Source organism: Microbulbifer zhoushanensis (genome assembly GCF_021729055.1).
In the GTDB taxonomy this organism is placed as follows: Bacteria; Pseudomonadota; Gammaproteobacteria; order Pseudomonadales; family Cellvibrionaceae; genus Microbulbifer; species Microbulbifer zhoushanensis.
This window is the reverse complement of sequence record NZ_JAJSAO010000005.1, coordinates 327356-339680: the sequence shown is the minus strand read 5'-3', so window position 1 is coordinate 339680 and position 12325 is coordinate 327356. Positions and strand designations below refer to the sequence as shown.

General features: G+C 63.8%; 11 protein-coding genes. All 11 read left to right on the top strand.

The features are described from left to right. Positions 1–49 precede the first annotated feature (49 nt). The 11 genes from xerD to lysS all read left to right on the top strand — a co-directional run bounded on the left by xerD (position 50) and on the right by lysS (position 12314). Positions 50–943, top strand: coding sequence for a site-specific tyrosine recombinase XerD (xerD, locus tag LVD10_RS12305; RefSeq protein ID WP_237063828.1), 894 nt, complete (start codon positions 50–52; stop codon positions 941–943). Between the two features lie 187 nt (positions 944–1130). Beyond that, positions 1131–1877 carry a DsbC family protein gene (locus tag LVD10_RS12300; protein ID WP_232941582.1) on the top strand — a complete coding sequence of 249 codons (747 nt, stop codon included), beginning with the start codon at positions 1131–1133 and terminating at the stop codon, positions 1875–1877. 354 nt (positions 1878–2231) lie between these two features. Continuing rightward, complete coding sequence (locus tag LVD10_RS12295) at positions 2232–3557, top strand: homoserine dehydrogenase (RefSeq protein ID WP_237063926.1); 1326 nt, start codon at positions 2232–2234, stop codon at positions 3555–3557. Positions 3558–3733: 176 nt separating this feature from the next. Next, complete coding sequence (thrC, locus tag LVD10_RS12290; protein ID WP_237063826.1) at positions 3734–5122, top strand: threonine synthase; 1389 nt, start codon at positions 3734–3736, stop codon at positions 5120–5122. A gap of 26 nt (positions 5123–5148) precedes the next feature. Continuing rightward, positions 5149–6876 (top strand): single-stranded-DNA-specific exonuclease RecJ, encoded by a 1728-nt coding sequence (gene recJ, locus LVD10_RS12285; RefSeq protein ID WP_237063824.1) that lies wholly within the window; start codon positions 5149–5151, stop codon positions 6874–6876. Between the two features lie 64 nt (positions 6877–6940). Continuing rightward, complete coding sequence (locus tag LVD10_RS12280) at positions 6941–7852, top strand: DMT family transporter (RefSeq protein ID WP_232941585.1); 912 nt, start codon at positions 6941–6943, stop codon at positions 7850–7852. A gap of 2 nt (positions 7853–7854) precedes the next feature. Continuing rightward, positions 7855–8490 carry a LysE family translocator gene (locus tag LVD10_RS12275; RefSeq protein WP_237063823.1) on the top strand — a complete coding sequence of 212 codons (636 nt, stop codon included), beginning with the start codon at positions 7855–7857 and terminating at the stop codon, positions 8488–8490. Positions 8491–8597: 107 nt separating this feature from the next. Then, positions 8598–9056 (top strand): hypothetical protein, encoded by a 459-nt coding sequence (locus LVD10_RS12270; protein ID WP_237063821.1) that lies wholly within the window; start codon positions 8598–8600, stop codon positions 9054–9056. A 59-nt stretch (positions 9057–9115) separates the two neighbouring features. After that, on the top strand, positions 9116–9511 hold the full coding sequence (locus LVD10_RS12265) for a MerR family DNA-binding protein (protein ID WP_232941588.1): 396 nt from the start codon (positions 9116–9118) through the stop codon (positions 9509–9511). A 79-nt stretch (positions 9512–9590) separates the two neighbouring features. Further along, positions 9591–10686 (top strand): peptide chain release factor 2 gene (gene prfB / locus LVD10_RS12260; protein ID WP_232941589.1). Its coding sequence is split into 2 segments (ribosomal slippage): positions 9591–9662 and positions 9664–10686, totalling 1095 coding nucleotides; the frame shifts between segments, so codons are not numbered across the junction. Positions 10687–10826: 140 nt separating this feature from the next. Then, on the top strand, positions 10827–12314 hold the full coding sequence (gene lysS / locus LVD10_RS12255) for a lysine--tRNA ligase (protein WP_232941590.1): 1488 nt from the start codon (positions 10827–10829) through the stop codon (positions 12312–12314). The last annotated feature ends 11 nt before the right edge of the window (positions 12315–12325 follow it).

Sequence of the window (12325 nt, the reverse complement as noted above, 5' to 3'; positions counted from 1 at the left end):
CGGTATTCGGGTGCGCCTGCGGCGATGGCCGCTGTGGTTTAATACGCCCATGGAAACCTCCCCCGAACAACAGCGGTTGATCGAGTCCTGGCTGGATATGCTCTGGGCCGAGCGCGGTGCCAGTGAGCATACGCGGGCGGCTTACGGCCGCGACCTGAGGGCGTTTGCGGCCGCCTGTCGCACCGGGTTGCTCTCCTGCGGTGGCGCCGAGGTGCTGGCCTACCTCGGGCAGCGCCATCGCGCCGGGCACTCGGCCCGCTCCAGCGCGCGGGCCCTGGCGGCCCTGCGCAGCTTTTACCAGTACTGCCTGCGCCAGGGGCTGGTGCAGGAGGATCCGGTAGCGCTGGTGGAAAACCCGAAATTGCCCAAACCCCTGCCCAAGTCCCTGTCCGAAGCGGACGTGGAGGCCCTGCTGGAAGCGCCAGACCTGGACAGCGATATCGGCCAGCGCGACCGCACCATGCTGGAGCTGCTGTACGCCTGTGGCCTGCGGGTGACCGAACTGGTGGAGCTGCGGGTTAGCCAGGTGAACCTGCGGCAGGGTGTGGTGCGTGTATTCGGCAAGGGGGGCAAGGAGAGGCTGGTCCCGCTGGGGGAGGCCGCGCAGGGCTGGATGCAGCGCTACCTGGCGCAGGTGCGCCCCAACCTCCTGCCCCCGGGAGAGAGTGATATCTGTTTCCCGGGGCGCAAGGGGCGCCCCATGACCCGCCAGACCTTCTGGTACCGGGTAAAGCACTGGGCCGCTGCAGCAGGCATCGAGAAGCCGCTGTCGCCCCACACCCTGCGCCACGCATTCGCCACCCATTTGCTCAATCACGGTGCCGACCTGCGCGTGGTGCAGCTGCTGCTGGGCCACAGCGACCTGTCCACCACCCAGATATACACCCATGTGGCACAGGCGCGGCTCAAGTCCCTGCACCGGGAGCATCATCCCCGCGGGTGATCGGGCCCGGCAGCCCGGTGATTCGGCGTGGAATTTCCGGATTCTGTCGCCGCACGGTGGTATAGATGCGGCGAATATTGTAAAACGCGCCATGGACAACGATTGACGCGGAACCATGCCATACTGGCTGGAACCCGGGAGGGTCCGGTGAGTCGAAGCGAATAAAGAGACTGAGGAAATTGTGAGAATGACGCTGATAAGAAAGCCGCTGATCCTGGTCGGCGCACTGTTGGGCCTGCTGGTGCAGGGTGCCCAGGCCGAGGTGGACGCGAACGTGGCCAAGGCCATCAAGGCGAAGCTGCAGTCAGCCAATCCCAAGGCCAGTTACGGCGAGGTGACCGAAAGCCCCATCGCCGGTCTCTATGAAATCGAGGTCGACGGCAACACCACCCTGTATGTGTCCAAAGATGGCAGTCACTTTGTTTATGGCGATCTTTTCCAGGTCAAGACCGGTGAGCTGGTAAACCTGTCCGAGCAGCGTCGCGGCAAGCAGCGTGCCCAGGTATTGGAGGCATTGGATACCGACGACATGATCGTCTTCTCCCCAAAGGGCGAGACCAAGACCCACGTTTATGTGTTTACCGATGTGGACTGTGGTTACTGCCGCAAGCTGCACCAGGACGTACCGGAACTGAACAAGCGCGGTATCGAGGTGCGCTACCTGGCATTCCCCCGTGGCGGACTGAACTCCCTCGGCTACCGCAAGATTGCGACTGCATGGTGCGCCGACGACCGCAACAAGACCCTGACCGCCCTCAAGAACCGTGAGAACGTCTCCCTCAAGGTCTGCAACGACAACCCGGTCGCCGAGCAGTACAAGCTGGGCAACGAGGTGATCGACGTGCGCGGCACACCGACCATCGTGATGCCGGACGGTACCGTAGTGCCCGGCTATGTGCCGCCGGCCACCATGGCCAAGGCCCTGGGTATCTGATCCGACCGGTCCCTGTCCCGAGAGAAGGGCGCCCCCGGTCGCAGCCGGCGGGCGCCTTTTTTATATCTGCCCGGGCGGTCAGGCTTGCAGTGGGAGGCCTGTGGGAGTACCCGCTGAAGCGTCTGCGAGACGAGGCGGGGGAGTCTGCCCGTCGCGCAATTTTATTGACAATTTAGCCATTTTCTCGGTAATGTTGTCGTCCTTTTATCGATTTGAGAAACACTTATTGCGCTGTTGCCTGGCCCGGCACCGGCAGCCCGCCAGTCAGTGCGCGGCTCCGGGCGTCACCGCGGGCCGATTGCGCGGAGGGAAGTTGTGAGCGCAACCGTTGAAGAAACCACGTCTGTCACCCCCCTGAAACCTGCCGGCGAGCCTCGCCGCGCGGTGCGTATTGGCATCTGTGGCCTGGGCACTGTGGGCAGCGGCACCGTCAATGTCATGGCGCGTAACCGTGAGGCCATTGCCGCGCGCTGTGGGCGCCCGGTGGAAATCGTGCAGATAGGCGCGCGGCGGGATAATCCCGCCTGTGACACCAGTGGTATCAATATCTCCCGGGAGATATTCGATGTCGCCAGCAACCCGGATGTCGATGTGCTGGTGGAGCTGATCGGCGGCACTACCGTGGCCCGCGAGCTGGTGCTGGCGGCGGTTGCCAATGGCAAGCATGTGGTCACGGCCAACAAGGCTCTGATCGCCGAGCACGGCAATGAGCTGTTTGCCGCGGCGGCGGAGCAGGGTGTCACCATCGCCTACGAGGCGGCGGTGGCCGGGGGTATCCCGATCATCAAGTCGCTGCGTGAGGGCCTGGTGGGCAACCGCATCGAGTGGCTGGCGGGAATTATCAACGGCACCGGCAACTACATCCTGACCGAGATGCGGGAGAAGGGCCGCAGCTTCGACGAGGCCCTGCGCCAGGCGCAGGAGCTGGGCTATGCCGAGGCGGATCCAACGTTTGACGTGGAGGGCATCGACGCCGCCCACAAGCTGGTGATCATGGCATCGCTGGCATTCGGCATGCCGCTGGCATTCGACAAGGTATACACCGAGGGCATCAGCGGGGTTTCCAGTGAGGATATCCGTTACGCCGATGAGCTGGGTTACCGGATCAAGCACCTGGGTATCGCACGCGGGACCGACAAGGGGGTGGAGCTGCGTGTGCATCCCACCCTGATCCCCCAGCGGCGCCTGATTGCCAATGTGAACGGGGTGATGAACGCCGTGCTCGTGAGCGGCGACGCCGTGGGTCCGACACTTTACTACGGTGCCGGTGCCGGCGATGAGGCCACCGCCTCGGCGGTGATCGCCGATATCGTGGATGTGGCGCGGACACTGGAATCCCGGCCCGAGGAGAGGGTGCCGCTGGCAGGCGTGACCCGCGACAGCCAGGGGAATACCGACGTACTGCCCATGGACGAGGTGGTGACCAGTTACTACCTGCGCATTTCCGCCCATGACAAGCCCGGCGTGATGTCGCAGGTGGCCAGTATCTGCAGTGACCAGGGCATCAGTATCGAGGCCCTGATCCAGCACGAGCCGGCCGAGGGCGAGGCGCTGGTGCCGGTGGTGATCCTCACCAGTCGCGCCCGCGAGGCGCGCCTGCGGGAGGCGGTGGCACAGATTGAAGCCCTGGACACGGTCGAGGGCGCAGTGGTGCGCATCCGCGTGGAACCCCTGGGCTGAAAGGCCATCCCGCGACCCCGGTACCTAACCCGGTACCTGTGGGAGCGGCCCATGGCCGCGACCCGGAATGGCAGTGGCGCCGCGGCCGCCCGACAAACAGCCTCATCGGCAATTGTTTGTCGGGCGACCCCGGCACCACTGCGTCAGATAATCTCCAGAGTTGAACTGAAACCACCGTGAAATTTATCAGTACCCGTGGCCGCGCGCCCTCCCTGTCCTTTACCGATACAGTCCTCACCGGCCTCGCCAGCGATGGCGGCCTGTATGTGCCGGAAACCCTGCCAAAATTCTCCCGGGACGAAATCCGTGCGATGGCCGGGCTCGAGTACCCCGAGCTCGCATTCCGGATTATCCAGCCCTTCGCTAATGGTGACCTCGCTGATGATGAGCTGCGGGGCATCATCGACCGCGCCTACAGCACTTTCCGCCACGAGGCGGTGGCGCCACTGGTGCAGACCGCCAGCAGCGAGTGGGTACTGGAACTGTTCCAGGGGCCCACGCTGGCGTTCAAGGATTTTGCCTTGCAGTTCCTCGGCCAGCTGTTTGACCACCTGTTGAAAAAACGGGGCGAGCAGGTGGTGGTCATGGGGGCGACTTCCGGTGATACCGGCTCGGCCGCCATCGAGGGTTGCCGCCACTGCGACAATATCGATATTTTTATCCTGCACCCGCACAACCGGGTGTCCGAAGTTCAGCGCCGGCAGATGACCACCGTGCTGTCTGACAACGTGTTCAACATCGCCCTGGAAGGGAACTTCGACGACTGCCAGAACATGGTCAAGGCGAGTTTTGCCGACCAGTCATTCCTGCCCGACGGCCGTCGCCTGGTGGCGGTTAACTCCATTAACTGGGCGCGGATCATGGCCCAGATCGTTTACTACTTCTACGCGGCCCTGAACCTGGGTGCGCCGGATCGCACGGTCAATTTCTCGGTACCCACGGGCAATTTTGGTGATATTTTCGCTGGTTACCTGGCCCGCAAGATGGGGCTGCCCATCGATCAGCTGGTGATTGCCACCAATGCCAACGATATCCTGCACCGTTGCATCAGCGATAACGACCATTCACCCCGGGAGCTGGTACACAGCCTGTCGCCCAGCATGGACATCATGGTGTCCAGCAACTTCGAACGGCTGTTGTTCGACCTCTACCAGCGCGACGGCGAGTCGGTGGCCAACCTGCTGGCCGACCGCGGCGCGCCCATGTCCCTGGACGAGGGTGCGCTGGCGCGGGCGCGGGAAGTGTTTTCCTCCTGCCGGGTCGACGATGCCCGCACCGTCGAGGTGATCCGTGAGGTGTACCAGGCCAGTGGCTACCTGCTCGACCCCCACACCGCCATCGGCCTCGAGGCGGCCCGCAGGACCCGGCGCTCGCATACGCAGCCGATGGTTTGCCTGGCCACCGCGCATCCGGCAAAATTCCCCGATGCCGTTGCCCGGGCGCTGCCGACGCAACAGATTCCGCTGCCGGCCCATATGCAGGACCTGTTCGAGCGCGAGGAGCGCTACAAGGTACTGCCCAACGACCTGGAGCAGGTCCACAGGTTTATGGCAACGGCGTTATGAATACACCGACAACCAGCTGAGACAGAATGAGCAAAACAATTCAGCGACGGCCAGTGGATCTCTCCACTGGCCGTTTTGCATCTGACGTACCCGAAATCCTGCAGCGCGTGCTGCTGGGGCGCGGTGTGACCAGCGAGGATGCCCTGGAGCACCGCCTGGCACGCCTGCACTCGCCGGACGCCATGCGCGGTGTGCAGGCGGCGGTGGAGCTGCTGGTGGAGGCAGTGAGCGCACAGCAGAAGATCCTGATCGTGGGCGACTTCGACGCCGACGGAGCCACCTCGAGCAGCCTTGCCGTGCTGGCCCTGGGGGCAATGGGGGCGCCCTCGGTGGAGTTCCTGGTGCCGAACCGCTTCGATTTCGGCTACGGCCTGACGCCGGAAATCGTCGAGGTGGCGAAGGACTACCAGCCCGACCTGCTGATTACCGTGGACAACGGCATCAGCAGTATCGATGGTGTCGCCGCGGCCCGCGCGGCGGGTATGCGGGTGATCGTAACCGATCACCACCTGCCGGGCAGTGAGCTGCCCGAGGCGGATGCGATCGTCAACCCGAACCAGCCCGGATGCGATTTCCCCAGCAAGGGCCTGGCCGGGGTGGGGGTGATTTTTTACCTGCTGAGCCGGCTGCGCACCGCCCTGGTACACAGTGGCTGGTTTGCCGAGAGCGGCATTCCAGCACCCAATATGGCGGACTACCTGGACCTGGTGGCCCTGGGCACCGTGGCGGACCTGGTGCCGCTGGACCACAACAACCGTATCCTGGTGCACCAGGGGATCGCGCGTATCCGCGCCGGCCACTGCCGGCCCGGTATCGCGGCGCTGCTACAGGTGGCCGGGCGCGACCAGCGGCGCCTGTCCACCACCGATATTGGCTTTATCCTCGGCCCGCGTATCAACGCGGCGGGGCGCCTGGATGACATCGGCACCGGTATCCGCTGCCTGCTGACGCAGGACCCGGAAGAGGCGCGCGAGCTGGCTTCGGAACTCGATGCCCTGAACCGTGACCGCAAGGCGATCGAGCAGGGGATGCAGCGGGAGGCCCTGGCGGCGCTGGACAAGTTGCACCTGGAAGGCGAGATTCCCTGGAGCCTGTGCCTCTATGACCCGGGCTGGCACCAGGGCGTGGTGGGTATCCTGGCCAGTCGCATCAAGGAAAAATTCCATCGTCCGGTGATTGCCTTCGCCGAGGGTGACAACGGGCTGGTCAAGGGGTCGGCACGCTCGATCCCGGGGCTGCATATCCGCGATGCCCTGAGTGACGTGGCGGCGGCCCACCCGGACCTGATCAGCAAATTCGGCGGCCACGCCATGGCGGCCGGGCTCAGCCTGCCGGCGGAAAAGCTGGATGCCTTTCGCGATGCATTCGAGGCGGCAGTGCGCTCGCGCCTGGACGAATCGCGCCTGCATGCGGTGATCGAGTCCGACGGCGAATTGCAGCCCGGCGACTTCACCCTGCAGACTGCCGCCATGCTGCGCAACTGTGCCCCCTGGGGCCAGGCATTCCCCGAGCCATTGTTCGACGGCGAATTCCTGCTGTTGCAACAGCGGATCGTGGGCGAGCGCCACCTGAAAATGACAGTGGCGCCGCAATCCGACCCGCAGCGGGCCGTTGATGCCATCGCCTTCAATGTGGATACGGACCAGTGGCCGCAACCGGTGGATAAAATCAGGCTGGCCTTCAAGCTGGATATCAACGAGTATCGCGGCCGCGAGTCCCTGCAATTGCTGGTGGACCACCTGGAGCCGGCCTGAATCCGGCAAGTCTTTTATCGAGTTACCGGGCCGCGTCGACCGCGCCCCCTGTGGATGTACCTGAATGAATCGCAAGCAAGCCCGGGCTGAAGTCCTGCTCCTGCTGGCCGCCCTGTTCTGGGGACTCGCCTTTGTGCCACAGAAAATCGCCATGGCACATATCGAGCCCCTGGCGTTCAATGCCTGGCGTTTCTTCCTGGGCGGCCTGCTGTTGATCCCGATTGTTTACTGGCTGTCGTCGCGACGCGACCTGCAGCCGGGTGAGGAGGGCGGTCATCGAGTCCATCATACCTGGCGCCGCTGCCTGCCCGGCGGGGCTGTGCTGGGTTTCTGGCTCTTCCTGGGGGCGGCCCTGCAGCAGGCCAGCCTGCTGTACACCACTGCCGGCCGCGCCGGGTTCATCACCGGCTTCTACCTGTTGCTGGTGCCTGTCATTGGCCTGTCCCTGGGGCATCGCACCAATCGCTGGACCTGGGCCGGGATCGGGCTGGCGTTGCTGGGACTCTACTGGCTGGCTGATTTCAGTGAACAGGCCCAGCTGATCGGCGACCTGATGGTGTTTGCCAGCGCGTTTGTGTTTGCGGTGCAGGTGCTCTCCGCCGATCATTTCGTGCGTCGCTACGATGCCCTGCGCCTGGCCTGTATCCAGTTCCTGGTCTGCGGTGTCCTTTCCGGGGTTGCCGCGCTGGTGGTGGAGCAGCCCAGCCTGCAGTCGGCCGTGGACGCCGCCTGGCCGATCGCCTACATGATGGTCTTCTCCACTGCGATCGCTTTCACCTTCCAGTTGCTGGCCCAGCGCCATGCGGCGCCCTCCCACGCCACCGTCATCATGAGCCTGGAGGCGGTATTCGCGCTGGTGGCCGGCTGGCTGTTCCTGAATGAGGTGCTTTCAGTGCGGGAACTGCTTGGCTGTGGCCTGATGCTGGCTGGTATGCTGGTCAGTCACTATGGCAACCATACGGGAACACATCACTGACTATGGGGTTGATCGACCTGTCGCTGCTGGCACTGTTTGTGCCGACATTCTTTATCGTCTCCATCACGCCGGGCATGTGCATGACCCTGGCGCTGACGCTGGGTATGACCGTGGGCGTGCGTCGCGCCGGCTGGATGATGCTGGGGGAGCTGGCCGGGGTGGCGCTGGTATCCGTGTCCGCGGTGCTGGGCATCGCCGCCCTGATGCTGAAATACCCGACCGCATTTACCGTATTCAAGTACCTGGGTGGGGCCTACCTGGCCTGGGTCGGGGTGCAGATGTGGCGCTCCCGTGGCCGGATGGTGATGGTGGCGCCCGCAGACAGCGGGGACAAGCCGATACCCGCGCGCCGCGCGCTGGTGACCCAGGGCTTTGTCACCGCCGTGGCCAATCCCAAGGGGTGGGCCTTCACGATCGCCCTGTTGCCCCCGTTTATCAACGACAGCCTGCCCCTGGCGCCGCAGCTGGCGGTGCTGGTTGCTATCATTCTGCTGTTGGAAACCCTGTGCATGCTCATCTATGCCGGCGGAGGACAGACGCTTGGGCGCCTGCTGCAACGCGGTGAAAATGTCACGGTGATCAATCGCATTGCCGGCAGCCTGATGCTGGGCGTGGGGGGCTGGCTGGCGTTCGGCTGAACCGGCGATCCGGCGATCCGGCGATCCGGCGATCCGGCGGTCCGGCGGTCCGGCGCATCGGTATTCCGCCCACTTGCGGGCAGTAACTTTAAGGAGGAAGAGAGCCCATGAAAAACCTGATACTGGTTGTGAGCCTGCTGCTGTTGGCGTCTGGCTGTGCACCGCGGGAAGAGGAAAAGCCCACCCCGGACGATACCACCGCCGAAAACGGCGGCAATGGCCAGCAGGAAACCGGCGAGGCGGAAGCCGTGCCGGCGGAAGAACTGGTGTGGGTGTTCCGGGCCCGCGGCAACCGCCAGTGCGAGAACGGCGGGACAACCCTGGAACAGAGCAGCAGCAGCCTCACGGCCGCCGGTGTGGACATCCAGGAATCCCGCTGCGGCACCCGCACCGACCGGATGTATGCCAGCGTCTGCGGCGGCCAGACCGGGGATATCCTGCTGCACCTGGTGGAAAAAACCTCCCTGGACACGGTCCTCCAGCAGGGATACGACCCCGCCGACAATATCCAGTACCAGCAGGCCAGCTGCCCCGGCAATGGCACCAGCAACGGTAACGGCAACTGAAGCCGGCCCGGTGTACAATGGCGCCTCCTGGAACTTTGCGGTGATTGACGGGAGGCCAGATGAACATCTCTGCTGCGGCGCAGGTGAGTGGGCTGACCACCAAGGCCCTGCGCTACTACGAATCCAGCGGCCTGGTGGTCCCCGGGCGCTGCGCCAATGGTTACCGTGACTACAGCGACGCCGACCTGGAGGCGCTGCATTTTATCCGTCGCGCCCGCAATGCCGGTTTCTCGGTGGACGAGGTGAGCGACCTGCTGGCACTGCATCGCAATCCCCGGCGCCGCAGCCGCGAGGCCCGGGCCATGGTCGAGGGCAAGCTGGGGCAGCTGGAACGGCAGATAGAGCAGCTGCGTGACATGCGCGCGACCCTGCGGGAGCTGGCGCGGGACTGCCCGGGAGACGATTCCCCCGAGTGTTCAATCCTGGCCGGGCTGGCGGCTCCCGGAGCCCGCTGACAGGGGGCGCACTGGCAAGGGCAGGGCGCGCTGCGGTAGAATGCGCGCCGCTTTCAACTGGCTCGGAATTCTGGAATCCATGGAAATCAATCCCCTGCTGAACAAACTCAATGACCTCGAAGAGCGCACTGGCGTTCTTAGGGGGTATCTTTGACTATGCCAACAAGAAAGAACGCCTGACCGAGGTCGAACTGGAGCTGGCCGAGCCCAGCGTCTGGGACGATCCCAGCCGCGCCCAGGAGCTGGGCCGCGAGCGCTCCTCGCTGGAAACCGTGGTCACCACCATCGAAAACCTCGAGACTGGCATTGCCGACTGCCGCGAGTTGCTGGAGATGGCCGCGGAAGAGGGCGACGAGGATTCCGTGGCCGAGGTGGCGGAAGAAATCGAGAGCCTGCAGGAACAACTGGGTGTGCTCGAATTCCGCCGCATGTTCTCAGGCGAGACCGATGCCAACAATGCCTACCTGGATATCCAGGCCGGCTCCGGGGGCACCGAGGCCCAGGACTGGGCCGAGATGTTATTGCGTATGTACCTGCGCTGGGGCGAGGCCCACGGGTTCAAGACCACCCTGGAAGAGGCTTCCGCCGGCGAAGTGGCCGGCATCAAGAGTGCCACCATCCATTTCCAGGGCGATCATGCCTTCGGCTGGCTGCGCACCGAGACCGGTGTACACCGTCTGGTGCGCAAGTCCCCATTTGACTCCGGCAACCGCCGCCACACGTCTTTCAGCTCGGTATTTGTGTCGCCGGAGATCGACGACAATATCGAGATCGAGGTAGACAAGTCCCAGGTGCGCGAGGACACCTACCGTGCCTCCGGCGCCGGCGGCCAGCACGTCAACAAGACTGATTCAGCGGTTCGCCTGACCCATATCGAGTCCGGCATCGTGGTGGCCTGCCAGAGCGAGCGCTCCCAGCACCAGAACCGCGACAAGGCCTGGAAGATGCTGCGGGCCCGCCTGTACGAGCAGGAGATGCTCAAGCGCAATGCCGAGAAGCAGGCAATGGAAGAGAGCAAGTCCGATATCGGCTGGGGCAGCCAGATCCGCTCCTATGTGCTTGACGACCAGCGCATCAAGGACCTGCGCACCGGTGTGCAGACCAGTAACTGCCAGTCGGTGCTCGACGGCGACCTCGACCAGTTTATCGAGGCGAGCCTCAAGGCCGGCCTGTAAACTTTCCGGATCCCTTGATGTAGGAGCGGCCCATAGCCGCGATTGAACTGGCGGGAACACGCTGAGCCCCGATCGCGGCCATGGGCCGCTCCTACAGTACAGGAAACAAACCCTTAAATAGCCACGATTGACGAATCGCCATGACAGATACCCAGCAAGACGAGAACAAACTGATTGCCGAGCGCCGCGCCAAGCTGTCCGCGCTGCGTGAAAAGGGCAATCCCTTCCCCAATGCCTTCCGCCGCGAAAACCTGGCCGCTGACCTGCAGGCCGAGTTTGGCGATAAATCCAAGGAAGAGCTGGCGGAGCTGGGCAAGACCGCATGCGTGGCCGGGCGGATCCTGGCCAAGCGCGGCCCGTTTATGGTGATCCAGGATGTATCCGGCCGTATCCAGCTGTACGCCGACAAAACGGCGCAGAAGGATATCAAGGAGCGTTACGGTGCCTGGGATATCGGCGATATCGTGGGGGTGCGCGGCACCCTGCAGAAGTCCGGCAAGGGCGACCTCTACGTTACCTGCGAGGACTACCAGCTGCTGACCAAGGCACTGCGGCCGCTGCCGGAGAAATTCCATGGCATTGCCGACCAGGAACTGCGCTATCGCCAGCGTTACGTGGACCTGATCGCCACGCCGGAATCCCGCGACGTATTCCGCATCCGCTCGCAGGTGATCGACTATATCCGCCGCTTCCTGAACGACAACCACTTTATGGAAGTGGAAACGCCGATGCTGCAGGTGATCCCGGGCGGCGCCACCGCGCGGCCGTTTATCACCCACCACAATGCGCTGGATATCGACATGTACCTGCGGGTGGCGCCGGAGCTGTACCTGAAGCGGCTGGTGGTGGGCGGCTTCGAGCGCGTCTACGAGATCAACCGCAACTTCCGCAACGAGGGCCTGTCCACGCGGCACAACCCCGAGTTCACCATGCTGGAGTTCTACCAGGCGTACGCCGATTACAACGACCTGATGGACCTCACCGAGGGCATGCTGCGTGGTATCTGCGAGGACGTGCTCGGTTCCCCCACGGTTGAGTACCAGGGCAACAGCTACGATTTCTCCAAACCGTTCGCGCGCCTGTCGGTGTTCGATTCCATCCTGCGCTATAACCCGGGCCTCAATCCGTCGGATATCGACAACCTGGCTGGGGCACGCAAGGTAGCGGAAAACCTGGGCATCCCGCTGAAGGACACCTGGGGCCTGGGCAAGGTGCAGATCGAGATCTTCGAGAAGACCGTCGAACATCGTCTGGACCAGCCGACCTTTATCACGGAATACCCGACCGAGGTATCGCCGCTGGCGCGCCGCAACGACGAGAACCCGTTCGTTACCGAACGTTTCGAATTCTTTGTCGGCGGCCGCGAGATTGCCAATGGTTTCTCCGAGCTCAATGATGCCGAGGACCAGGCCGAGCGCTTCAAGGCGCAGGTGGCAGAGAAGGATGCCGGCGATGACGAGGCCATGCATTACGACGCGGACTATATTCGTGCGCTGGAATACGGCCTGCCCCCCACCGCCGGTGAGGGTATCGGTATCGACCGCCTGGTGATGCTGCTGACCGATTCCCCGTCGATTCGCGACGTGCTGCTGTTCCCGCATATGCGCCCGGAAACCAGCGCGGAGTAACGTAAGGTCGC

Excerpts from the sequence above, each read along its gene's own strand:
- LVD10_RS12270 (WP_237063821.1), top strand. The coding sequence starts at position 8,598 with ATGAAAAACCTGATACTGGTTGTGAGCCTGCTGCTGTTGGCGTCTGGC.
- LVD10_RS12300 (WP_232941582.1), top strand. The coding sequence starts at position 1,131 with ATGACGCTGATAAGAAAGCCGCTGATCCTGGTCGGCGCACTGTTGGGC.
- LVD10_RS12280 (WP_232941585.1), top strand. The coding sequence starts at position 6,941 with ATGAATCGCAAGCAAGCCCGGGCTGAAGTCCTGCTCCTGCTGGCCGCC.
- recJ (WP_237063824.1), top strand. The coding sequence starts at position 5,149 with ATGAGCAAAACAATTCAGCGACGGCCAGTGGATCTCTCCACTGGCCGT.
- xerD (WP_237063828.1), top strand. The coding sequence starts at position 50 with ATGGAAACCTCCCCCGAACAACAGCGGTTGATCGAGTCCTGGCTGGAT.
- LVD10_RS12275 (WP_237063823.1), top strand. The coding sequence starts at position 7,855 with ATGGGGTTGATCGACCTGTCGCTGCTGGCACTGTTTGTGCCGACATTC.
- lysS (WP_232941590.1), top strand. The coding sequence starts at position 10,827 with ATGACAGATACCCAGCAAGACGAGAACAAACTGATTGCCGAGCGCCGC.
- LVD10_RS12265 (WP_232941588.1), top strand. The coding sequence starts at position 9,116 with ATGAACATCTCTGCTGCGGCGCAGGTGAGTGGGCTGACCACCAAGGCC.